At 37.3% G+C, this 22,847-nt stretch carries 18 protein-coding genes; 10 read left to right on the forward strand and 8 right to left on the reverse strand.

The window, feature by feature from the left end; all coding sequences use genetic code 11:
- Positions 1 to 433: 433 nt before the first annotated feature.
- Positions 434 to 2,026: a YjiK family protein gene (locus tag ACSLUO_RS01360; RefSeq protein ID WP_448245521.1), complete on the forward strand. Its 1,593-nt coding sequence runs from the start codon at positions 434 to 436 to the stop codon at positions 2,024 to 2,026.
- A 175-nt stretch (positions 2,027 to 2,201) separates the two neighbouring features.
- Here the strand turns inward: ACSLUO_RS01360 and ACSLUO_RS01365 are convergent, their stop codons facing one another.
- Both ACSLUO_RS01365 and ACSLUO_RS01370 read right to left on the reverse strand, forming a co-directional pair.
- Positions 2,202 to 2,882, reverse strand: a complete 681-nt coding sequence (locus ACSLUO_RS01365) for a Fe2+-dependent dioxygenase (RefSeq protein ID WP_448245522.1) — start codon at positions 2,880 to 2,882, stop codon at positions 2,202 to 2,204.
- A gap of 85 nt (positions 2,883 to 2,967) precedes the next feature.
- Positions 2,968 to 5,148 (reverse strand): TonB-dependent receptor, encoded by a 2,181-nt coding sequence (locus ACSLUO_RS01370; RefSeq protein ID WP_448245523.1) that lies wholly within the window; start codon positions 5,146 to 5,148, stop codon positions 2,968 to 2,970.
- Between the two features lie 284 nt (positions 5,149 to 5,432).
- Between ACSLUO_RS01370 and ACSLUO_RS01375 the strand changes: the two genes are divergently transcribed.
- The 9 genes from ACSLUO_RS01375 to ACSLUO_RS01415 all read left to right on the forward strand — a co-directional run bounded on the left by ACSLUO_RS01375 (position 5,433) and on the right by ACSLUO_RS01415 (position 15,600).
- The gene (locus ACSLUO_RS01375) at positions 5,433 to 6,203 is read left to right on the forward strand and encodes a DUF3450 family protein (RefSeq protein ID WP_448245524.1); all 771 of its coding nucleotides are present in this window, start codon (positions 5,433 to 5,435) and stop codon (positions 6,201 to 6,203) included.
- On the forward strand, positions 6,203 to 7,531 hold the full coding sequence (locus tag ACSLUO_RS01380; RefSeq protein ID WP_448245525.1) for a MotA/TolQ/ExbB proton channel family protein: 1,329 nt from the start codon (positions 6,203 to 6,205) through the stop codon (positions 7,529 to 7,531). The genes ACSLUO_RS01375 and ACSLUO_RS01380 overlap by 1 nt, the downstream gene beginning before the upstream one ends.
- Entirely contained in the window at positions 7,524 to 7,907 is a 384-nt protein-coding gene (locus ACSLUO_RS01385) for a MotA/TolQ/ExbB proton channel family protein (protein ID WP_448245526.1), read from the forward strand. The genes ACSLUO_RS01380 and ACSLUO_RS01385 overlap by 8 nt, the downstream gene beginning before the upstream one ends.
- A gap of 6 nt (positions 7,908 to 7,913) precedes the next feature.
- Positions 7,914 to 8,318: an ExbD/TolR family protein gene (locus ACSLUO_RS01390; RefSeq protein ID WP_448245527.1), complete on the forward strand. Its 405-nt coding sequence runs from the start codon at positions 7,914 to 7,916 to the stop codon at positions 8,316 to 8,318.
- Position 8,319: 1 nt separating this feature from the next.
- The gene (locus tag ACSLUO_RS01395) at positions 8,320 to 9,000 is read left to right on the forward strand and encodes an energy transducer TonB (RefSeq protein ID WP_448245528.1); all 681 of its coding nucleotides are present in this window, start codon (positions 8,320 to 8,322) and stop codon (positions 8,998 to 9,000) included.
- 27 nt (positions 9,001 to 9,027) lie between these two features.
- Positions 9,028 to 10,464 carry a tetratricopeptide repeat protein gene (locus tag ACSLUO_RS01400; RefSeq protein WP_448245529.1) on the forward strand — a complete coding sequence of 479 codons (1,437 nt, stop codon included), beginning with the start codon at positions 9,028 to 9,030 and terminating at the stop codon, positions 10,462 to 10,464.
- Positions 10,465 to 10,728: 264 nt separating this feature from the next.
- Entirely contained in the window at positions 10,729 to 11,493 is a 765-nt protein-coding gene (gene tpiA / locus ACSLUO_RS01405) for a triose-phosphate isomerase (protein ID WP_448245530.1), read from the forward strand.
- A gap of 481 nt (positions 11,494 to 11,974) precedes the next feature.
- Positions 11,975 to 13,984 carry a sensor domain-containing protein gene (locus tag ACSLUO_RS01410; RefSeq protein ID WP_448245531.1) on the forward strand — a complete coding sequence of 670 codons (2,010 nt, stop codon included), beginning with the start codon at positions 11,975 to 11,977 and terminating at the stop codon, positions 13,982 to 13,984.
- 5 nt (positions 13,985 to 13,989) lie between these two features.
- Positions 13,990 to 15,600, forward strand: a complete 1,611-nt coding sequence (locus ACSLUO_RS01415; RefSeq protein WP_448245532.1) for a bacteriohemerythrin — start codon at positions 13,990 to 13,992, stop codon at positions 15,598 to 15,600.
- Between the two features lie 17 nt (positions 15,601 to 15,617).
- Here ACSLUO_RS01415 and yegD read toward each other — a convergent pair whose 3' ends face one another.
- The 6 genes from yegD to ACSLUO_RS01445 all read right to left on the reverse strand — a co-directional run bounded on the left by yegD (position 15,618) and on the right by ACSLUO_RS01445 (position 22,845).
- Positions 15,618 to 16,988, reverse strand: coding sequence for a molecular chaperone (gene yegD, locus ACSLUO_RS01420; protein WP_448245533.1), 1,371 nt, complete (start codon positions 16,986 to 16,988; stop codon positions 15,618 to 15,620).
- Between the two features lie 88 nt (positions 16,989 to 17,076).
- Positions 17,077 to 18,681, reverse strand: a complete 1,605-nt coding sequence (gene thiE / locus ACSLUO_RS01425) for a thiamine phosphate synthase (RefSeq protein WP_448245534.1) — start codon at positions 18,679 to 18,681, stop codon at positions 17,077 to 17,079.
- A 49-nt stretch (positions 18,682 to 18,730) separates the two neighbouring features.
- The gene (locus ACSLUO_RS01430; protein ID WP_448245535.1) at positions 18,731 to 20,164 is read right to left on the reverse strand and encodes a sensor domain-containing diguanylate cyclase; all 1,434 of its coding nucleotides are present in this window, start codon (positions 20,162 to 20,164) and stop codon (positions 18,731 to 18,733) included.
- 414 nt (positions 20,165 to 20,578) lie between these two features.
- Positions 20,579 to 21,385, reverse strand: coding sequence for a thiazole synthase (locus tag ACSLUO_RS01435; RefSeq protein WP_448245536.1), 807 nt, complete (start codon positions 21,383 to 21,385; stop codon positions 20,579 to 20,581).
- Between the two features lie 3 nt (positions 21,386 to 21,388).
- Entirely contained in the window at positions 21,389 to 21,604 is a 216-nt protein-coding gene (thiS, locus tag ACSLUO_RS01440) for a sulfur carrier protein ThiS (protein WP_448245537.1), read from the reverse strand.
- A gap of 44 nt (positions 21,605 to 21,648) precedes the next feature.
- A complete protein-coding gene (locus ACSLUO_RS01445; RefSeq protein WP_448245538.1) occupies positions 21,649 to 22,845 on the reverse strand; it encodes an FAD-dependent oxidoreductase in 1,197 nt (398 codons plus the stop codon).
- Between the last annotated feature and the right edge of the window lie 2 nt (positions 22,846 to 22,847).

Here is a 22,847-nt window from a genome sequence, read left to right on the forward strand (position 1 = left end):
TAAATCAGTGATAACTTCGTTACTTCACAACTCGTTTAAGAAACACTAAACGTCGTTGTGAAGTGCCTTGTTCTAACATGATTTATTCTGCGCATAAATAGCATTAGCTACTTACGCTTATCAATAAAAACCTGCTTCGGCAGGTTTTTTGTTTACATAATCTCATTATAAAGTAGTTGGAGTGTTAATGATGAACATTGCTTTATACCCAGAATTAGAAAAAATAATGACACAGTGAAGTTTCTGATGGCTTATATACTTTAGCAAGCCAGATAACTTACAAGATCAAATAACAATATTAACTACAAAAACTCATCGATAGTAATAGAGTTAAAAAACTGTATTTCTTCACACGTTCTTGACATTTTTATCGCATTTCGTTGATCACTCCTTTGTTAACGTACTAATAATTTCAATACCAAGGTGATTTATTATGCGTAACAAACACAAACTTCTATTCTTGTCATTTTCGTTATTTTTAGTAGCGTGTAATGATAGCAACAACCAAGAAAATACAGCGTTACAATCTGCAATAGAGCTAAGTATTCCTGATATAAGTTCAACCTTAGTTGAAGACTTTCCAGTCGCAATTTATGTTGATTATAGCGGCATTGGTTCTGGTGTTGGCAGTATTAAGCGCCTTGATGTTAATTGGCCAAGTATCGATGTTTTCCCATATTCATTTGAATATGGGTATATTGATGGCAGTGATGAGCAATTAACTTACAATTTACTCGATAATGTTCCTGAAGAAATTGACCAAGCTTATGATGTAGAACGCCAAGATGATAGTTATTGGTTTATTGATGGTGACAATACCCTCAAGCAGTTTGATCAAAACTTATCGTTACCGACAGAATGGCAATTTTCGGAAAACATGCGTTTTACCTCTATTGCCATTGACCAAGAAGATACAACAAACATTTGGCTGTATGATAATGAAGCCCACCAACTTGTGCATTTCAATTCAAAGATAGAAAGCACAAAACAATATTCTTTACCTAGTTCAACTGACATAGTTGGCTTATCTATATCTGGCAGTAACTTACTCATGCTGGGCCAGCAGTCGAATGATATTTATATTGTTGTTCAATATGAAGCTCAAGGCGCAGAATTAACCCCAGTGATCACATGGCAAATAGAAGGATTTGATTCATCAGAATTTGTCGATGTTAGCATGATACCTAACGGTGATATTGTCGTGGTAACATCTGACATTGAAAATAATATTTTTTTAGTTACAGATAAGTCGGCCTTTATCGGTGATGGCCCCATCGAAGACAGTGGAGAACTAACCCTAGTTAAGCAAGAGCTGTTGCCTAGTGAAATAAAGCAACCTTCAGGTCTTTGGTCGATGAATGATGATCGTTGGTTAGTGGTAACAGATCAAGGTGAGTTATTTGTGCTAACAGAGGATTTCCAATTATTAGATCGTGTTAACTTAACTTTTGATTCTATTGATTGTAATCAGGGCTGTGTTGAGGCTGTTACTAGTGACGGTAATGAATTTTTTGTCATGACAGACAGTGGGGTCATTGCTTCATTTAGCCAAAAAGAACAACAGTATGGCATTACTCAAGAGTTTTTAATTAGCCTAGCCAACGACGATAACATAGCCTATCAATATGCGGGGTTAGGCTACAGCGCTGAAACCGATGAATATTACCTAGTTTCAGATCAAAATAGTGACGAAGAAGATGTGTTAATCATTTTAAATACTGATTTTACGCTGAAAGATAAATACACCATCACATACGGCAGTGAAGTTGAAGGCAGTATTTACGAATACGATGCTCAGGGAGTCCAATACCATGATGGTTACCTTTATGTATTGTCACAACAATTTACTAAATTACTTAAGATGGATTTAACAGGTGAAATTATTGCTTCTTATGATATTGATAATGAAATTGTAACCGAGCCAAGTGATTTTGTTTTTCGAGATGAGCATATTTATATTATTGGCGATCATGAAAACGACGATCCCGTGCCACCTGTTGCTATTTTTACCTTACACGAATATTAAAGTAGCAATGTAATACACAGGTATTGGGTGGCGTTTGCTTGCTTAAACTTCCAGTAACGCTTTTAATAAAAACCTGCTACGGCAGGTTTTTGTTTTTTAAACGGCAAAAGTAAAAAGTTGAAACAATTTTTATAACTTAAATTTTGAGGAATACGATAAAAATTAAGCCAAGTGCTTAAGTTTGCGACCATTGTCTGATCAAGTTGTGATAAACCCCAGTTAGTTGAATAATTTCGTCACTGTCGTCTACTTTTTTGCGTAAGCTTTGAATTGACATATCTAAATTAAATAATAAGGCGCGTTTTTCATCACTGCTCACCATACTTTGCAACCAAAAGAACGAGGCTAAACGGCAGCCTTTAGTTACTGGGGTTACGCGGTGTAAGCTGGTTGAAGGGTATAACACCACACTACCTGCGGGGAGTTTTACTTTTTTGGTGCCGTAGGTATCTTCAATAACGAGTTCGCCGCCTTCATATTCATCAGGTTCGCTGATAAAAATGGTCATTGAAATATCGGTTCTTACTTTAACGTGTGTACCCGGTACTTGTCTGATGGCGTTGTCGATATGAACACCAAATGACTGACCACCTTGATAACAATTAAACAGTGGCGGAAAAATTTTCAGCGGTAATGCAGCCGACATAAATAAATTATTACGGGCTAATGCTGCCATAATAAGATCACCTAATTCAACGGCTTCAGGGCAGTTGTCAGGTAATTGCATGTTGTTTTTAGCTTTTGCTGATTGATAGCCGGCCGTGATATTACCGTCGGCCCATTGCGCATTAATTAAGGTGTTTCGGCAATGAATCACTTCTTCTGGCGTTAACAATTCAGGTATTTCTAATAACATTTATTTTTCCAATTAATAAGATGAATAAAAGGCAAACCTAATATCGGCTTGCCTTGTTTTTACTAAATTAAAATAGTCGTATCAATTAAAATGAATAACTTGCTGTTAAGCTGAATGAACGACCATTACCTGGAATAAAATGGCCACCGCCTAATTGATCGATGTAATCTTCGTCAGCTAAGTTTTCACCATTAAATTGTACATTCAGTTTATCATTAATTTGATAAGCTACCATCATGTCAAATAATACATAACTATCGGCTACTTCACGGCTTTCGCTATTAGAATTATTAAAGCGTTCACCTAAGTATTGTGCGCCAATACCGGCTGATAATTTGTCATTAATTTGATATTTACTCCAAACACTCGCTGAATGATTTGGTGTGTTAGCTAGCTCTTGGCCTATTGAAGCGGCATTGTAATCACCATCAGTTACTACTTCACTGTCTTGATAAGTGTATGAGGCAATAACAACAAGATCACGGCTGATTTGGCCAGTGGCACTTAATTCTAAACCGTAAACTTCTTGTTCTCCGCCTAAGGCGTAAGTTGTGCTATCAAGACGTTGACGGGCGTTATCTTTAATCGTTTTAAATAAGGCAACGTTAGTTAATAAGGCGTTATCAAGTAATGACCATTTAGCACCTAACTCATAACTTTTGGTTTCTTCAGGGTCTAAATCAGCTGTGTTGCCACGAGTTGATACTGTTAAGCCTTCAGCTGATGGGTTAAATGAATTACCGGCACCAAAGTAGTAGGTAGAGTTTTGAGTTGGTTTATAAACTGTTGCAAAGCTCCAGCTAAAAAATGAGTCGCTCGTTTTGATTAACGCACTCGCATCCGTGTAGCTATTTTGATAATCAACAGAAAAATCATCATAACGCAAGCCACCAGTTACTTCCCATTGTTCATTAAGGGTAATGGTATCAAATACATAGATTGATTTGTTCTTCGCTTTTGCTTCAATGCTTGTACCATTACGACCGTATTGACCGGTAAAATCAACATAGGCATTTGGGTTGTACAAGTCATTTAGTTCAGGTGTGCTATCTAAATTGTCATCAATTAAGTCAACATAGCCCCAACGTTTAAAGGTTTCATTGGCAAATTCTACCCCAGTAACCACATTATGGGTGATCCCTGAAATCTCATATTCGCCAATTAAATCTAATTGAATAGCCGTTAAAGAATCTTTTGTATCTCGTGTTTTTTCATCACTTAAGCGAACATCTGTACTGGTTTTTACATCCATAAAACGCGGTGCAGTAACAACTGATACACGCTCAACCGAACCGATACGTGCTTGGGCGCGTAAAGTGGTTTGTGGTGATAAGTCGTATTCATAACGTGCAGTTGCTGAAGAAGCTTTAATGTCTTCAAAGTCACGATATAAGTTACCATAAAAGTTATCAAAATCTACCGGTGGCGCAGAGCCTTCGTAATCGGCAAGTTCAGCAACTGGATCTGATGTTGCACTGTTTGATACCCAAGGAATACCATAATCAGGAATATTATCTTGCTTTAAATAATCAACATTAACATTAAAGCGGCTATTTGTTCCTAAACCTGTTGCTAAAGATGCTGCGATGGCTTGATTTGAATTTTCAACATGATCACGACCAGCAACATCACCATCGTCAGCTAAAACATTTACACGTAATGCTGTTGTTTCATTTAGTTGGGTATTGCTGTCTAAACGTGCGCGGTAATCACTTTCTGAACCTAAACGTACGGCAACATCGTTAAAGTTATCAAGTTTTGCTGTTTTAGTGGCTAAGTTAACACTACCACCTGTAGCACCACGACCAGAAACGGCAGAACCAGGGCCTTTAGCTACTTCCACTTGTTCAATGTTATACATATCACGATTGTAACCAGCGATATCACGAATACCATCAACAAAAATATCGGTACGTGCACTAAAACCACGAATTGACATGCTATCGCCTGTTGGCGCACCACCTTCACCGGCAGCCATTGAAATACCTGAAACGTTACGTAAGGCATCACGTAAGTTATCAGCATTACGATCGCTCATAACTGCTTGGTTGATCACGGTAATCGTTTTCGCAGTATCTAATAATGGTTTAGTGATTTTGTGAGAGCTAGATTCTTCAACTTTATAACTTTCTTCTGATTGAGTTTGTGCTTGAGTAACAGAAAGTTCTTGAACGTCTTGCGCACTAGCAAGGGTTGAAATAGCAGCAGTAACAGCAACTGTTAATGGCGTTAAATAAGGTTTTGTTTTGATGAAAGGTTTAGTCATTTTAGTTCCATAAATGTATTGACTGAGCATAAATTTTTTTCACTAATATTTAACTTGTTGTTTATTAGTTTATTTTTATGCCGTAATAAAAATCGGGAAAATACTAACAGCTGCCAATACTAATGTAAATAGGAATCATTATCACTTGTGTTATTTTTTTGTTTGATAGATAATAACACCGTAAAATATTTACCTAGGGCATTGTTATTCGTTTGAATTAGCTAATTCATCGAGTATTAACATTGTCGGTAGTGCCGTTTAACTTTTGAAGTGCAGTGGAATTAATGTCATCAATAATTAAATTTTTTGGAATAGCGTTTGGCTTGTGCGTATTTCACGTACAGGCTGATACCGTCAGCGAATTAGAGCAACTCGTTAATCGTTGGTTATTAACGGAACGTCAAATTAGTGAACTTGAAAAAAATGCCATTGAGCAAAAAACGAGTATGCAACAATCACTAACCTTACTCGAAGCTGAATTTCAGCAGTTGAATAAAGTGCGAAAAAATCGTCAGCAAAATGATGATGAATTAGCTAAAAAACGCGCTGACATGGTGAGCAAGCAAGCGGTATTAGAGCAAGAGCAACAAGCATTGATTGTGGCATTAAATAAAATAAGCCAGCAACTTTTGTCATTAAAGGTGCAATTACCGCCGCCATTATTGGCAAGTTGGCAAGCTGCTGGCGACATTAGCAATGAGCAATTAGAAACCACAGATAAATTACAAATCACCTTAAAAATGATCACCTTATTACGTGAATTTCAGCAACGTATTTCACTTCATGAAATGGCGATCACTCACCCTGAAGGGCATGAAGTTTGGGTAACACAACTCTATTTAGGCGCGGCACAAGCTTGGTTTGTCAGTAAAGATATGAGCTATGTCGGGATAGGGTATCCAGATTATTTAGGTTGGCAGTGGCAGTTTGACAATAACCTTAATGCGGAAGAAGTGGCGAAAGCAATTGCCATCTTTAAAAAACAAAAGCCTGCTGATTGGATACAACTCCCAATTATGGCGCATAAAAACAAATTAGCTGAGGTGGGTCAATAATGTCAGCAATTCATAAATTTATTCTAGTGGCGTTATCTTTAACCATGTTTGCGGTTCAGGCTGAACAAAGTTCAACTGACAAAACAGCTGCCACAATAAAAAGTATTCTCAATGATATCCAATCAGCAGAGAAAAAATTAGCCAGCACTCAAGCTCGTATTAGTAAAGAGCAAGCGGCTTTATCAAAACAAATCTTTCAGAAAGAACAAGCATTAACTAAGTTACGTAAAGATGCGGCATTACAACGACGTTTAGCAGATGAAGATACCCTTAGCTTAACCAAATTGCAGTCACGCTTAGATACTTGGCAGCAACAGCAGCAATATCAAAATAATTTATTGAATCGCTTTGTACGTGAACACAGTCATCAGGAGCAAGCTGCGAGCACACAAGATGCTTTATTAGCTGAAGTGGGTAAGGTGATACAAGCGCAGGAAAATGCACTTTATCCGCAATTTATTCAACAAAACATAGTGTTAGATAATGGTGATATAACTCAAGCTGATACCTTGCAAGTTGGCCCGGTAGCTTGGTTCAGTGTTGAGTCACTTAATATCGCCGGTTTATTAGATTTAACGGAAAACAGTAAAATAGCGAAAGTTGCGTTAATTCAATCGAATGAGGCAGAAAATTCATTAACGCAAGCTATGCAGTCTTTAACCGCTGAATCGGCGAAAGCATTACCAGTACAATTAACCTTTGACCCAAGCTTAACGCGGATGATCGCAAGCCAAGCGCAGCAAGAAAATGCATTTGAGCATATGAAAAAAGGTGGTTTATGGGTATTACCTATTATGGCCTTTGCCTGTTTCGCTTTAGTAATTGCCTTGTTAAAAGCAATACAGCTGTTCCGTTTAGCTAAAATCAAACTTTATTCGCAATCACAATTACTGCAGTTATTTGCTCAGCAAAAAGTGGATAATTTTCAGGGCATGCAAGCAAGCTTGTTCCAGTTGTCACTTGATAATGACAAAGGCACCGCCCGTGATGACCAGTTATTTAACCAGTTAACCAGTAATAAACATCAATTAGAAAACTGGGTTGGAGCTATTGCCATTACAGCCTCAGTTTCACCTTTGCTGGGGCTGTTAGGTACCGTCAGCGGCATGATCGAAACCTTTAAAATGATGACTTTATTTGGTTCGGGTGATCCTGAAGTGGTCTCTGGTGGTATAGCCCAAGCGTTAATCACCACGGAATTAGGTTTGGTTGTTGCTATTCCGGCACTGGTTTTAAACGCCTTGTTATCTCGTAAGGTGAAATCGTATTACACCCAGCTTGAAGCTTTTGCTGTGCAGTTAAGTCAATTGGAGAAAGACAATGTTTGAACAAATTTCAGCTAGTGTTGTGTGTTGGTTAATTATTTTATTGGCACTGTTTGTTTATCAACTAATTTGGCATGACATTTTGCACTTAAAACAGTACCAAATGCAGCGTAAAGGTTATTGGCATGAAGTCAGCTCTATTTTAACTGCCGCCTTACCTTTATTAGGCTTGTTGGGCACCATTATTGGATTATTAGACACTTTCAAAGTGATGTCGTTAGGGCAAAATGAGTTAATGAGCCAAGCCATTGGCGAAGCGCTATTAACCACACAGTTAGGCTTAGTTTGTGCTATTCCTGCTTGGTTGATGCAAGCTTACTTAGCTAAAATGCAGCGTTGCCCAAGCTTGTTAATGAATACCGAATCACGAGTTGGTTAATTTATTATGCAAGCTAGATTAAAACAACGACTAGAGCAACAAGCAAGTCATCACATTGATATGTCACCATTACTTGATGTGGTGTTTATCTTATTAATCTTCTTTATTGTTACTACCGTATTTGTGCGTGAAAGTGGTGTTGATGTCGATAAACCGCAGTCGGTTTCGGCCAGCCGGTTAGAGCAACAAGTTATATTTTTAGCGATAACTGACAGCCAACAAGTGTATTTTGATGGTAGCCAAATTGGGGTTGCTGGCGTGCGTAGTAGTGTTGAACAAATGCTTAAGCAACAGCAGCGACCTGTGGTGATCCAAGCAGATAAAACCGTGCCTACCGAATTATTAGTGCAAGTGATTGACGAAGCAAAGCTGGCAGGAGCCGCCCAAGTAAACTTGGCGACAAAGCAATAACATGACTGAGCAATTTACTTCCAACGCCCCAGCAACCATGTTGGGTTTTTCAAAACGGCAATTACGTCAGCCACTTTTTGCTTTTGCACTGAGTATGTTAGTGCTAGCCAGTGTGCTTGCTTTGTTGTGGTTAGGGCAATTAGCTGAGCGTGTTATCGACGATAAAGTTGTCGTGCGAGAAATTGCTATGGTTGCACTACCACCACCACCGCCGCCAAGTACTTTGCCAACAGAATCGGCTGAGCCAATGCAAAGTTTAGTGGTGCAGGGGGCTGGCGCGGCCATTCAGGCAGTTGATATTAAAGTTCAAAGCAAACTTGCTATTGTTAAGCCCGAGACCCCAAAGATTCAAACCAATGCACCTAAGTGGCAGCCAATGACAGTAAATTGGGATGCTTTTAGTTTGAACCAATTAGATGATTTACCTCGGTTATTAACACCGGTAAAAGCACGATTACCCAAAAGCTTAACTCGACAAGGGATCACGGCTTTTATTGTAAAATTAGATGTTTTTATTGATGAAAATGGTCGTGTCAGTTTAATTGATGTGGTTGAAAACCCGTATCGTGAATTAAAACCTGAAATAGATAAAATTGTTAAACAAAGCCGCTTTAGCTCGCCGAAAAAAGACGGGGAAACTGTCCGTGCGCGCTTTATTTGGCCTATCGAATTTAAACTCTAAGTAGTGAGTTTTATATAAGTGAATAACATGAAAAATACCAAGTCTTTAATACGCCCAGTAGCGACAATGTTGTTAAAAAAAGTATTACCTAATTTACGCTTTATAGCGGTTGTTATAATGCCATTAAGTTTATTGAGCTTCACTGCAAGCAGTACCGAACAAGCCATGAAAATTGAGCTAAAGTTAGCTTCGCCAAGCTGGCAGTTAGCTTTAGATAATAAAATAACTAGCCCATTAGAAGTACAGCTGGAACCGCATGAGCAAGGCTTTGCGAGACAAATTCAGCCCTTGATGTCTGCTAATGATTATCAAGCGATTGCGGCGTTATTTAAAAACCGTGACTTAAAAAACGACGGTACAGCATTACAACTATTACGTGGTCAAATATTTTTGATGTTAAAAGATTTAGAACAGGCGGAATTAGCATTTAAGGCCAGCTTGCAAACCATGCCTGATTTAGCAAAAGCGCATCAAGGGTTAAGTTTGTTATATATGCAAAAACAGCAATATCAAAAGGCGCAGCAGCATTTAATTCGTGCCGTTGAATTAGGCCGTGCTGATGCGCAAGTGTATGCTCAATTAGGTTTTATTCATGTGCAAAATAATCAACCCTGGAGTGCAATTGCTGCTTATCGCCAAGCGTTAATGTTACAACCAGCACAAGCTCAGTACCAAAAAGGATTATTGTTTGCGTTGATTGAAACGGGCGATGTTACTCAAGCTAGTGTGTTATTAAAAGAGCTTATTAATCAAACTCCAAATGATGCGCAATTATGGTTGCAAAGGGGGCAAATAGCTTTAGAGCAAGGTCAGCAACAGCAAGCGTTAACCAATATTGAAATTTCTCTAAAGTTAAATCCTAAAGATCTCAGTAATCAATTATTAGCCGCACAATTACATTTAAATCAAGGAAGTAGTGAGCGGGCTGTTGAGTTAATTATAGCAAGTTTGGCGGATGTACCACAGCAGCAAGAAGTATCAGCATTTAATGTTACCTTGCAAGCGCTAAATTGGTTAGTGGTGCAGCAACAATGGTCATTGGTTGAAAAATTAGTTAATCGAGCTAAGGTGCTCAAAACCAAATTTAAGCCACAACAAAAAGCTCAGTTTTCAGTATATTCCGCTCAATTAGCGATTGAAAATGGCCAATTAGATACGGCATTAAAGCGTTTAAATGAGGCGGTTACGATAGATCCTAATTTAGGTGATGCGTTATTGAGCTTAGCGAATTTATATCAACAAAAAAATCAATTAACACAGGCAAAATTAATGTATGTTCGAGCACAAAGTTTGCCTGATTTTCAATTGTCAGCTTGGTTAGGGCTTGCGCAAATCGCCATAGATAGCCAAAACTATAAAGAAGCACTAGGTTATTTAAAAAAATCCTTAAAAGCTAACCCTCAACGACATGATTTAATTACTAATATTCGTGCTTTAGAGAAGCTTGTTCGTCGTGAAAGTTAATTAGCCTTAATTAAATGGGTGATAACTGAAGCATATTGATGTGACAGTGGCGCACTTGCTGGTTTCGTTTTATCGTTCAGAAAACTTTTATTCAATATTCAATCATAAATCGGTTAGTTTGATTGGTTATAGTAAGTGATGAAAAGTTATCAACTATTAGCTTTTTATTCTAAAAGAATCATATAAACTGATTTGGTTGCTTAAAAACTTCTGTTAGCAGTGAAAATATCAAGTATGCTAATAACATCAATGAAGGAAAAAAACATGACAGAACGTCGACCAATAGTAATAGCTAACTGGAAACTAAATGGTGGTGTTGACTTAATTTGTAGCTCAGTTGTTTCATTTATGAGACAACATTTTGAAGCGCAAATAGCGATAGCGCCTCCTTATATTTATATTCGTGATTTACACCATTTTTTACAAAATTCAGAAATTTTTATTGGTAGCCAAAATGTCAGCAAATATGACTCAGGTGCTTATACCGGTGAAACTTCAGCTAAAATGCTAAAAGAAGCGGGCAGTGATTTTTGTATAATTGGGCATTCTGAGCGTCGCCAAATGTTTCATGAAAATGATGCATCTTGTCATATTAAAATTGAAAGCACCTTAAAAAATGGCCTGATGGCGGTTTTTTGTATTGGTGAAAATAAAACCCAGCGTGAAGCCGGTATCACCAAAGATGTGTTAAATCGTCAATTACATGAAGCGTTAGCAGAACAAGTTACCACTGGCGATAACTTATGTGTTGCTTATGAACCGGTATGGGCAATTGGTACGGGCTTAGCCGCAACACCTGAAACTGCACAAGAAGTTCATGCTTATATTCGAGAAGAATTAACGTCAATTTTTGGTGATGTTATTGCTAATAAAGTGCGTATTTTATACGGCGGTAGTGTTAATAAAAGTAATGCAGCTGAGTTATTAGCTATGCCTGATATTGATGGTTTGTTAGTGGGCGGTGCCAGTTTAGATCCTGAACATTTTGCCGCGATTTGTTTACAAGCCAACGAAGAAGCACAACATTAAAAGTTGTTGTTTTATCTCAGTGCTGAAAAGCCCAGTTAATCAGACATTTGTTAGCTAATAATAGCTTTAAAGAATTCAGTTAGTTATTTCAAAGTAACTAACTGAAAAACTAAAAATTAACCTTTCCTTTTTTAAGCTTCTCCCCTTTCTTTTGCTGCCAATAAATATGTTATTGAAAAGTGGCATTTTTATATATTTTTGTAATACTTACTACGAATGTTAATTACGCATAGCTAAACTTTACTTTAGAGTTTGTTGATCTTTGTTTATCTCTCAGCTGAATTATTAAACAAAAATAAACAGACCCTAGTTAATGATTTGATTTTAAAATAAGTCTCTCTAATAAAAGCGGTGTGTCTTTCATCTCAAGTTTTTTTTATAAACCAATAGGCAACTATTGGGCGGGTAATTTCGTTTTTATTCTTGATAAAACCCATGTATCTGTAGCTATGCAGGTAACGCAAATAGGTCTTTAAATAATATGAAATTGTTTAATAAAGCTTTAGAACAAAGCGAAGCATGTCTAGGTGTTTTAACTTTAGATAATGATGGCTTAGTTGTTGATGTTAATGATTCATACATTGTCATGACAGGTTTTAAAAAAGAAGAATTGATTGATAAACCAATTTCAACATTTATCTCTGCTGGTAACCGTCAGGTTAATTCTGACATTTTTCATTCAACTTTATTGCGACAAGATGGCAGTGTATTGCCAATTGAAGTGTGTGTGTTTGAACAAACCGTAATGGATAGTAAACAAACGTTGTTGTTTGTCAAAGATGTTACATATTTTGATAATGTGCTGTCGAAATTGTCGATTATTGAAAAAATATTTCACTCTTCTAATGAAGCGGTCATGATAACAGACCGTCATGGCTATATTCATACAATCAATAACAGCTTTTCAGCTATTACCGGCTATACAGAAGCAGAGGTTATTGGCAAAACTCCAGCCATTTTAAATTCAGGAAAACAAGATCAATATTTCTACCAAAAATTTTGGCAAGCGTTAATTAAAAAAGGTTGCTGGGAAGGTGAAATATGGAATAAACGTAAAAATGGTGAAATTTACCCAGAATGGTTAATGATATCTTCTGTTAAAGATAGCCAAGAGCAAATTACTCATTATATCTGTCAGTTTAGTGATATTACGCAACGGAAAAAATCAGAAGAGGAAAAACATTTTCAAGCCTATCATGATGCTTTAACTAATTTACCTAACAGAAACTTATTATTTGAAAAGCTTAGACTTTTAAGTGAAAGCTATGAATTAACGTCGGTGTATTTTGCGGTTTTATTTTGTGATTTAGATCGTTTTAAATTTATTAATGATGCATTAGGCCATGAAGTGGGTGACGAGTTATTGATTGCTATTGCACATCGGTTTGAAAAAAAATTTAGAGAAAACGATATTGTTGCCAGAAGCGGTGGCGATGAATTTATTATTGTTATTGAAAGTGAAAAGTCAGTTCAATATTTAGATAAAGTTTGCCAACAAATATTAGCCATTTTTGAACAACCTTTTAAAACTAAATTTGGTGATTTTAAAATATCGATGAGTATTGGCGCTAGTAAGTTTCCTGATGATTCAACCAATGTTCGTGAACTGATCTCTTTTGCTGATTCAGCAATGCATAAAGTAAAACTAGCCGGTGGTAATGATTATGCTTTTTTTGATATTAAAGAAAAGCGTTTTATTCAACAGCGTATAGAGCTTGAAAGAGAAATTAGCGACGCCATTAAAAATCAACATTTTGAGGTATGGTATCAACCACAAATTAATGCGCAAACTAATGAAGTTTATGGCTTAGAATGCTTATTACGTTGGAATCACCCAACTCAAGGTATGATTAGACCTGATTTATTTATCCCACTAGCCGAAGCGAATGGTTCGATCAAAGAGTTAGGCTACTTCGTATTAAAAACAGCTTGTAAACAATTAAGGCAATGGCGAATTGATGGTATTTTCACTGGCGTTATGGCTATTAATGTATCGTTACGTCAGTTTGACCGTAATGACCTTTTTAGCCAAGTTCGCGATACTTTAATTAATGAGATGATACCAGCAGAGTCGATCGAAATTGAAGTAACTGAATCACTATTTTCAGCGGATAACAATCTACATATTGAAACCTTGTCGGCTTTACGGGAGCTAGGGGTAAAAGTTGCAATTGACGATTTTGGTACAGGTTATTCTTCATTACAGCGCTTAAAAACTTTACCTATTGATAATGTTAAAATTGATAAATGTTTTGTTGATAATATTGAACATTCTAAAGAGGATGTTGCGATTATTTCTTCATTAATTTTATTGTCGAAAACTTTTGGTGTTAGCTTAATTGCTGAAGGTGTTGAAACCGAAGGACAAGCACAAAAGCTTAACGAACTTGGCTGTTATAACCATCAGGGCTATCTGTATGGGAAAGCAATGACCTCAATTGAATTCGAGTCTTGGCTAAACGTTTTTTCACAACGTTTGCAATGTAGTTAATATTTATGAAGAAAGCCATCACCACTTTTCATCAACCCGATGTTGTTTTACTTTATCAAGATCATGAAATTGTTGAACCTGTGATTCAACAAATCTTACCTTTAAAGCTACAATTTAAAAGTTATCTATTTGATCCTGAAAAATTACACAATATTACGAATATGAAGGCTAAAGTGGTATTGCTTTCATCAAATAATATTAAACATACTATTCAATTTTATATTGATTATTTAGAAGAATATGAAAATAACATAGCGCCCCATAGTGCGATTATTTTGGTAAATAATCGAGAAGCTGCGCATGCCTATTTAGCTTGTGAAAATGGTTTATTCGATAATTACGTGATTATTAACCCAATGCACGAAGCGTTTCGCTTGCCTTTAATCATACAAAAAGAGCTGAAATTAATTTCTAACCAACAAAAATCAAGTTTAAACAAACTCGCTAGCGCAGGGGAAGATGAATTAGCCTCTTGTATTGAGCATGGCATAGCTTTGAAAAATAACTTTTTAGTTGAAGTGAAAAAGTGTGGCGATGATATTTTGTTAGCGATAGAGGAAGTTATTCAAAATAACCATGCTTGTGAAGAAATTAAACTCATTATTGATAAGTATTTAAAAAATATGAACGGTAATGTGGCTGCTGATATAGAAGGGGTTTTAGACCAGCTTGCTCAAATAAAAGAACATCATAAAAATGCTAAAACGGAAATAGAGCAGAATACTAATGAAAAATTAAACTCTTCAGTAGCTATAAACACTAAAAAACTTAACCAGCTAAATACAATTAATACAGACTTTTTATCGAAGAAAAATAGCGGTTATAAAATATTAATTGCAGAGCCTTCTGAACTTTATGTTCGTGTACTTGAAGAAATATTTGTTGAAACAGCATTTGAATATTGCTTAGTTAATGATGGCAAAGAGGTATTAAAACAAATAGCAAACTTTAATCCTGATGTGTTGTTGCTTGCTTATGATTTACCCGGTCTTAACGGTATTGAAATTAGTAAGGCTATTCGTAACCTAGGAAATAATGTGCCTATTATTGCTTATACTCATGCACGAGATAAAGCATTGATAAAACGGTGGATCCCATTAGGGTTAAGTGGTTATTTAATTAAACCTTCGAAAAAAAGCAGCATTTTAAAAACAGTAAACGAAGCACTTAAAAACCCTATAGAAATAATTCAGCGTAGTCATGATGATAACAATGATGAAATTAAATGGATTAAAGCATATTCAGTTGGACACCTAGAGTTGGATGAGCAACATAAATTATTGTTTACCATGATCAATGAATTTTTTCATCAGGAAGGTAAACAAGCGGCAGTGACTGTTTTTCAAAATTTATCATCTTATATTAGTTTGCATTTTGAAACGGAAGAACGCATTTTAAAACAAATCAATTACCCAGAAATTGAAGCGCACATTGGAAAGCATCAAGCATTAAGAGAAAAGTTTAGCTACATACAGCAAAAACTCGATCACTATAATCTTGATGTTCACCATAAAATAGGTATGTTTTTGTACAATTGGTTAGCTAAGCACATATTAAAATCTGATATGGCGTATAAAAAGCATGCGCTATTACATAAAGACAATAACTTTAAATGATGTGATTTGCTTTGTCGTTAAGCAAAAACCCGCTCAGCCCAACGTGCTAAACCAACGGTAACACTACCAAAATGATCACCAATAATAATGGGGGTATTCGGCATTTGTTCAGTTAAAAACTGGCTTAGTACGGGTGACTTTGCGGTACCGCCAGTAACAAAAATTACATCGGGTTGGCAATTTGCTTGTTGTACTGCTTCATGCATCATTTGGCCAATTTGTGTTAATTGGTTGGTGCTTGCCTCACGCATTAATTGACGAGAAACCTCCACCGTTAAGTTTTCCGATAAATCATCTAGCTTGATGGTTTGTTTGTCATGGTCAGTTAAAGCAATTTTAGCCTGTTCAGCGCCGTTCACTAAGCGATAACTGAGTTTATGATCATGTACTTTAATTAACCGAGAAAATACATCTGCTTCGACAGCATCACGCTGTAAAAGTAATAACTCACGACGATTTTTTTGGCTATAAAACTCGGTTTGCTCATTAATGTTATTAATAGCCACCGCTCGGCTAAAGTTATTCACTGGCATCGGCTTACCGGTTTTTAATAAACTGTTCATCCCTAAGCTTGGCATGATGCCTTTGAGTGCTATACGAATATCAAAATCGTTACCACCAATACGAATACCACTATGCGCTAACAATTGCTCATGGCGTGTGGTTTTAGTGATGTGCTCAGGGCCCATTAACAACATGGAGCAATCGGTAGTACCACCACCAATATCAACGACTAATACGCGTGTTTCTTGAGTTAATGAGGCTTCATATTCAAAACCTGCGGCGACTGGTTCATATTGAAATTCTATTTCTTTAAAACCTACTCTTTTGGCGGCATTGGTTAATACCTTGATAGCTTGTTGATTACTTTCTTCCCCTTTTAAACCTTGGAAGTTAATTGGACGGCCGATCACGGTTTTGTTGATATCACCTTGTTTAGCTTGCTCAGCTAAGGTTTTGATATTACTCATCATGGCAGCAACAATATCTTCGAACAGATGTATTTGTGCATCCACTAAACCGCTAGCACCTAAAAATGATTTTGGCGATTTGATGTAATAACCTTCTTCAGGTTCATCTAAGTAACTAGCAAGTGCTGGCTTGCCAAAAGATAAATCGGTTGGAATACCGTCAAGTTTTAGTTCTCGTAAGGCATTTTGGCCTTTTTGTAAGGCAAGGCTGCGTTCAGTTTTAAACTGGGCTTGTTCTGCTGCAGGTAATTGTTGATAAAGCCAATGACTAATAATATCGCGACTAGGTGCATACAAGGTTGAAGGAATAAATCGACCATGCTCACCTAATGATAGTATTTCGGGCTGGCCATTGTTCATTATGCCAACTGCACAGTTTGAAGTGCCGTAATCAAAGCCAATATAGTCTGAAGCCATGTTAATTCTTGCCGTTTAATCGTTTAAAAAAGGCCGCGTAGAATACCTATCTGTATGGCTTAGTGCAAGAGGCGTTACGGTAACTGGATTAACTTTCGGCAATAAGTTGGTTAAATAAAGCAACAGAATCTTCGGGGTTTTCAGCTTCGGTGATGGCGGTGACAACCGCTATGCTATCAACACCGGTTGCTAATACCTCTACCGCACGTTGATGGTTAATACCACCAATGGCGACCACAGGAATGTGCGTGGCAAGTTGCAAAGTTTCGGTTAAGTTTTTAATGCCTTGAATTTGTCCGGTCATGTCTTTGGTTTTGGTCGGAAATATTGCACCAATGGCAAGGTAAGAAGGTTGTAGCTGCTGCGCTAATAAAAACTCATAACAGCCGTGGGTACTAATGCCTAAACGTAAGCCTGCTTGTTGAATTTGTGCTAGATCTGCGGTCATTAAATCTTCTTGGCCAATATGTACACCATAAGCGCCGTGCTTAATCGCTAATTGCCAATAATCGTTAATAAATAAGCGCGTTTGTGGATACTGCTTATTAAGCTCAACGGCTTGTTTAATAATAACATCTAGCTCTTGTGCCGTTTTGTTTTTAACTCGCAGCTGAATAATATTCAGCTTAAGCGGCAATAATCGTTCAAGCCAATAAAGTGAGTCAATTACTGGGTATAAGCCTAATTTATTGTTGGCTGTATTAGCCTCTTTTCGGTTTAAACCTAGCGAATTAAAAGCCGGTAAAGCTTGGTATTTATCGGTTATTTCGCTCGTGATCACCGGGAAGTGTTGCGTTTGTGTTGGCCACGAAGTTTGCTCAAAAGCGCCATAATATTCTAGTTTGCCGATATTGGCGGTTAAGCCTTGATTGATAAAAGCTTTACTTAACGTAAAAGCGTCACGCACTAAATAACCGTGGGCGCTAAAAGCGGCGAGGGCACTGGCAAAACTACAACCGCCACCATGACTATAGTCGGTATTGATACGTGGTGAATTGAGGCCATAGCTTATGGTTTCATCTTGGCTCATTTTACTTGAGTCAGCGTCAGTTAAGCGGTGTAAGCAATAATCTACACAAGGGGGAGCCGGTTGGTTCGCTAAACTAGGGTCACTTGGGTCATCAGTTAGAGGATGGCCTCCTTTAATGATCACCGTATTAACACCTAATTGTTGAATATTTTCAGCGAGCGTTTGTGCTGTTAACGGATCATTATTTAAAGGCAAGCTCGCCAGCTGTTTAGCTTCGAGTGTATTTGGCGTGATAATATCAATATAAGGTAATAGTGGTAATAAATCTGTGCTATTTAATGCTGAAAATTTACCACCAACAGAAGCTTGGCCAACGGGATCATAAATAACTTTTAATGTGGGTATGTTGACTTTAATGCTAGCAAGTAAATCGATTAACCAATGTATTTGTTCACGGTTGGCAATTAAACCAAATTTTATTACTTGTGGTGTTTTATCTTCTAATAAGCAGCTAGCTTGTTGCTGAAGAATATCTACAGCAACCGGATTTACTGCAACTAACTGTTTAGCATTTTGCACTGTATTTGCGGTAGTTAAATGACAAACTTCACAACCTAAGACGTGGCCGGTTTTAATATCAGCAGCTATGCCAGCACCACCTGAGCAGTCGCTGCCTGATATCGTCCAAATTACCGGTTTGTTAGGAAGAAATTTTGTTGTCATTTAGTGAATACTCTTATAAAAAATTATTATCTGTTTAATGCGCTGTTATTTAAACAGTCGCTATTTCAATTCGGTTACGACCATTTTTTTTCGCTTGATAAAGTGCATCATCAGCTCGCTTTAAAAAGCTGTCGAGATGTTCTTCGGTAATGTAATGGGTTATACCAAAGCTCATGGTGACTTTGGGAGAGACATTATTAGTGAGTAAACTAGCTTGTATACGTTGAGCCACATCTTTTGCGCCTTCAATACTAGTGTCAGCCAGTAAAACGATAAACTCTTCACCACCCCATCGGCATATGGCATCACAATCGCGGGTATTGATTTGGCAAGCATTGGCAACGGTTTGAATGACTTTATCCCCCGTTAAATGACCATAAGTATCGTTAACTTTTTTAAAGTCATCGATGTCTAATAACATTAACGTTAGTGGTTTGTTTTTTCTTTTAGCATGTTCAATATTATTTAAAATAATCGGCTCAAATGCTTGCCTGTTAAGTAATCCTGATAATTTATCAGTACTTGCCATAGTCACTAAATTTTGTTGATAACGGCTAAAGGCAATATGGGCTATTAATAACACGCCTGCCGTAACTAAAATACTCAATAAAATATTAACAATAAAAGCATCAGTTAGTTGTTTTTCACTGCTATTAACATCTTGCTCTACAATTAAATACCAATTAAATTCTTCGATAAACCGGCTGTTAAGGTAAATCTTATTACCATTATTCAAATAATATAGGGTGTTTGTGTTGTTAGTTAGCACGTCGTTAGCAAGGTCATTATCATTGACGCGCTGGGCGAGTTGCTGAACGTTGGTAAACATGTCGCCATGTAAAGTGATTTTTCCTGTTTTATCAGTAAAATAAACGGTACGTTGATAGCGCTGCTGGTAACTTTCTATTAGCTCTTTTACCGTATTTAATGCTAAGCCTACGCCTGTAATACCAATAAAATTATTGTCGTAATCATAAACTTTATAATTAACAAAAACGGCCATAACTGAAGGATTGGCGGTGTCTTGATCAATGTTTATTTCATAGTGTTGTTCGGCAGGCGTATTTTTAAATGAAAAATACCAGTCATCTTGAGGGTCATTTGGTGATACTTGCTTAAGTGTGCCTTTCGAATGGTAATAATTATAGGTGCCATCGCTGACAAAATAGCTGGTCAGGGTATGATATTTTTGTTGAATTTCTTTTAAGTATTTTGATACTTTTTCTGGTGATCTTTCACCATTTAATTTCCAATCACGAACAAAGGTATCTTGCGCCATTAATGATGAAATAAAAATAGGTTTGAATAAATCTTGTTGAATTTCGGAGTAAATATTATCGCCAGTTAGTGGTAAAGCATCATTTGAAATATGTGTTTCTAATGAATTAATAGCCACTTGATAACTTAACCAACTGGTTACCATAAAGCCTGATAACAATAATAAAGCTAGCAATGCGCTAAACTGTTTTTGCTCTTTTAGCATTCAACTTAATTCCGTAGTATTTAACCTGTACTTGGGATAACAACTTGCTTTCTAGCCGCTGTTTTTCCTTATTGCTGGGTTAAATTTGATGCAATAGACCCGCTATTGACGCTCAAATCTCCCTTGTCTTAAGAAAAAATATCAAGCTAGAGCTGCTGAAATATCAAAAGTATATGTATTTCATATTGTTAGCTAATTTCTTATCCCGAGTGCAGGTTGTTTAATGAATATTCAAGATCCGCATTGTAACTAAAAAGCTGTGGTTAATCAGTCGCTTTTACTTTAAAAGGCAAAGTATATTAAAGTGGCTAGCCAAGTATAATACCGATCCGTATAAAGAAATTCTCGCTAAGCGGGTACTTTCTTATTCGGATTGGTATTAGTGATAACTACTTGGCAATTTGTCGTTATTCATTAATTTTGGTGCCAAAAAGGGCTGTCTAAAGTGGGGGTACTTGGGTGCGCCGTTTGGCGCTCAGCCATAATGCCAGCTAAGTATGCTTGTTCACCTGCCTTTAAAGCATTAGCAAAAGCTTGTGCCATTAAAACAGGGTTGTCAGCTAGGGCAACAGCACTATTTAATAATACCGCATCATAACCCATCTCCATGGCTAAACAGGCATCCGATGGCTTACCAATACCAGCGTCTAAAATCAGTGTGGCATCAGGTAGGCGAGCACGAATAGTTTCTAAATTATAAGGGTTCATCAACCCTTTACCTGTGCCAATAGGTGAGGCCCATGGCATGATCACTTCACAGCCTAAATCGTATAAACGCTGACACATGACCAAGTCATCAGTAACGTAAGGCAGTACCTTAAAGCCGTCTTTAATCAAAGCTTCCGTTGCGGTTAATAACTCAATAGGATCGGGTTGTAAGTTGTAATCATCACCAACCGTTTCAAGTTTTATCCAGTTGGTTTGAAAAATTTCACGACTCATTTGTGCTAGGTTTATTGCTTCGTTAGCGGTTTTACAACCGGCAGTATTTGGCAATAAAAAGCCATTGTTTTGCTTAACGATATCTTGGATATATTGCCAAATATTATTACCGGCATTTTCTGCTGGGTTTTGTCTTTTTAAAGAAAGTGTTAGTACTTGCGACTGGCTGGCTAAAATAGCCTGTTTCATAATATCTGGCGATGCATATAAAGCAGTACCAATTAATAATCGACTATTTAACGTTTGACCATAAATATTCAGTGGCGATGTTAATGGCATGTTTTAGCCTCCAACAATGGGAAATAAAATATCAAGCGCGTCATTTTCTTTCAGCGCTGTGCTTTGATAAGTGGCTTTGCTAACAAACTGGCCATTTAACGCGACAGCAAAACTGGTTTGCGTTTGTTGCTCAGTTAAAAAAAGTTCAAGTGCAGCAGCAACCGTATGGGATGTTTCTGCGGCAAGTAGGTAAGTGTTACCATTAATAAAAACGTTCATTTTAAATACAACTTTTTACTTTAAATTTAGCGAGTTAACCTAAGTTAAGAAGCTAGTTTGTTATCAATAACTTGTTCATCAAGTAAGCTAATAGGCAATAAGTCAGAGTAACAACAAGGGCTATTCAGTGGCTTGTTGTTTTGAATTAAAGCTACTAACGCTAATACTTGTTGTAATACCACGGGTGAAATTAAATACCCATGGCGATACAAACCATTTACTTGAATAAGGTGATTGTTTGCCAATATTTTTGGCTGGTTATCAGCAAATGCGGGTCGTAATTGGCTAATTTGTTCAACAATATTGGCTTCGGCAAATCCAGAGCAAACACTGTAAGTGGCGCTTAATAATTCCATGGCTGAGCGTACGGTGATTGGTGAGCAGTCTTCACTTTCTATTTGTGTTGCCCCCACGGAAACGCGGCCATCGCCTTTCGGGGCGATATAAAGTTGATAACGCGGATGCATTAAACGGATCGGACGAGTGATTTTCACATCAGGGGCATAAAGCTTAAATACTTCACCCCGAACGGCGCGTAAGCCATTTAATGAATGATTATCTTGTTCACCACTTGCTGTTTTTTTCGCGCCAATGCCACGACAATCAATCACTAAATCAACATCAAGCTTTTGTAAATCACCTTGGCTATTCGCTTGTTGCTGGCGGTAATAAACACTATGTCCTTGCTGTTGCTCTTGCTGCATTTTTTCAACATAGGTGTTATCACACCAAGTGATTGTGGTTTTATTAATATCATGGGCAAGTGCATCTAATAAGGCTAAGTTATCTATTTGTCCTTCTTCAGGTAATGAAATACCGTGATGAAACGAACGACTTAGCTCGGGCTCTAAAGCGAGTAGCTGACTGCGATTTAAGTTGTCAATTTTGTGCTCAGGGTAATAACGCTTAATAAACCGATCAAAACGCTGATAGTCGCCGTGGTCTTGTTCATGACTTACTAATAATGAACCTTGCTGCTGAAAAAATACCGGCTTTTCTAGGCTCGCTAAAATATCAGGCCACAGTTTTAAGCTGGCAAAGCCCATTGCCACAATGTTTTTCTCACATTGTGGTGCTTCACCAAGCGGAGTTAACAGGCCCGCAGCAGCATAGGCTGCGCTGTTTTTAGCTTGTTTATTATCTTTATCAAACAAGGTGATTTGGTAGCCTTGCCTGACAAGCGATAACGCTACTAATCTGCCCATTAAACCTGCACCGACAACGGCGATTGTTTTGATCATGT

It is taken from the genome of Thalassotalea agariperforans, assembly GCF_053470345.1.

Excerpts from the sequence above, each read along its gene's own strand:
- ACSLUO_RS01360 (WP_448245521.1), top strand. The coding sequence starts at position 434 with ATGCGTAACAAACACAAACTTCTATTCTTGTCATTTTCGTTATTTTTA.
- ACSLUO_RS01365 (WP_448245522.1), bottom strand. The coding sequence starts at position 2,882 with ATGTTATTAGAAATACCTGAATTGTTAACGCCAGAAGAAGTGATTCAT.
- ACSLUO_RS01370 (WP_448245523.1), bottom strand. The coding sequence starts at position 5,148 with ATGACTAAACCTTTCATCAAAACAAAACCTTATTTAACGCCATTAACA.
- ACSLUO_RS01375 (WP_448245524.1), top strand. The coding sequence starts at position 5,433 with ATGTCATCAATAATTAAATTTTTTGGAATAGCGTTTGGCTTGTGCGTA.
- ACSLUO_RS01380 (WP_448245525.1), top strand. The coding sequence starts at position 6,203 with ATGTCAGCAATTCATAAATTTATTCTAGTGGCGTTATCTTTAACCATG.
- ACSLUO_RS01385 (WP_448245526.1), top strand. The coding sequence starts at position 7,524 with ATGTTTGAACAAATTTCAGCTAGTGTTGTGTGTTGGTTAATTATTTTA.
- ACSLUO_RS01390 (WP_448245527.1), top strand. The coding sequence starts at position 7,914 with ATGCAAGCTAGATTAAAACAACGACTAGAGCAACAAGCAAGTCATCAC.
- ACSLUO_RS01395 (WP_448245528.1), top strand. The coding sequence starts at position 8,320 with ATGACTGAGCAATTTACTTCCAACGCCCCAGCAACCATGTTGGGTTTT.
- ACSLUO_RS01400 (WP_448245529.1), top strand. The coding sequence starts at position 9,028 with ATGAAAAATACCAAGTCTTTAATACGCCCAGTAGCGACAATGTTGTTA.
- tpiA (WP_448245530.1), top strand. The coding sequence starts at position 10,729 with ATGACAGAACGTCGACCAATAGTAATAGCTAACTGGAAACTAAATGGT.
- ACSLUO_RS01410 (WP_448245531.1), top strand. The coding sequence starts at position 11,975 with ATGAAATTGTTTAATAAAGCTTTAGAACAAAGCGAAGCATGTCTAGGT.
- ACSLUO_RS01415 (WP_448245532.1), top strand. The coding sequence starts at position 13,990 with ATGAAGAAAGCCATCACCACTTTTCATCAACCCGATGTTGTTTTACTT.
- yegD (WP_448245533.1), bottom strand. The coding sequence starts at position 16,988 with ATGGCTTCAGACTATATTGGCTTTGATTACGGCACTTCAAACTGTGCA.
- thiE (WP_448245534.1), bottom strand. The coding sequence starts at position 18,681 with ATGACAACAAAATTTCTTCCTAACAAACCGGTAATTTGGACGATATCA.
- ACSLUO_RS01430 (WP_448245535.1), bottom strand. The coding sequence starts at position 20,164 with ATGCTAAAAGAGCAAAAACAGTTTAGCGCATTGCTAGCTTTATTATTG.
- ACSLUO_RS01435 (WP_448245536.1), bottom strand. The coding sequence starts at position 21,385 with ATGCCATTAACATCGCCACTGAATATTTATGGTCAAACGTTAAATAGT.
- thiS (WP_448245537.1), bottom strand. The coding sequence starts at position 21,604 with ATGAACGTTTTTATTAATGGTAACACTTACCTACTTGCCGCAGAAACA.
- ACSLUO_RS01445 (WP_448245538.1), bottom strand. The coding sequence starts at position 22,845 with ATGATCAAAACAATCGCCGTTGTCGGTGCAGGTTTAATGGGCAGATTA.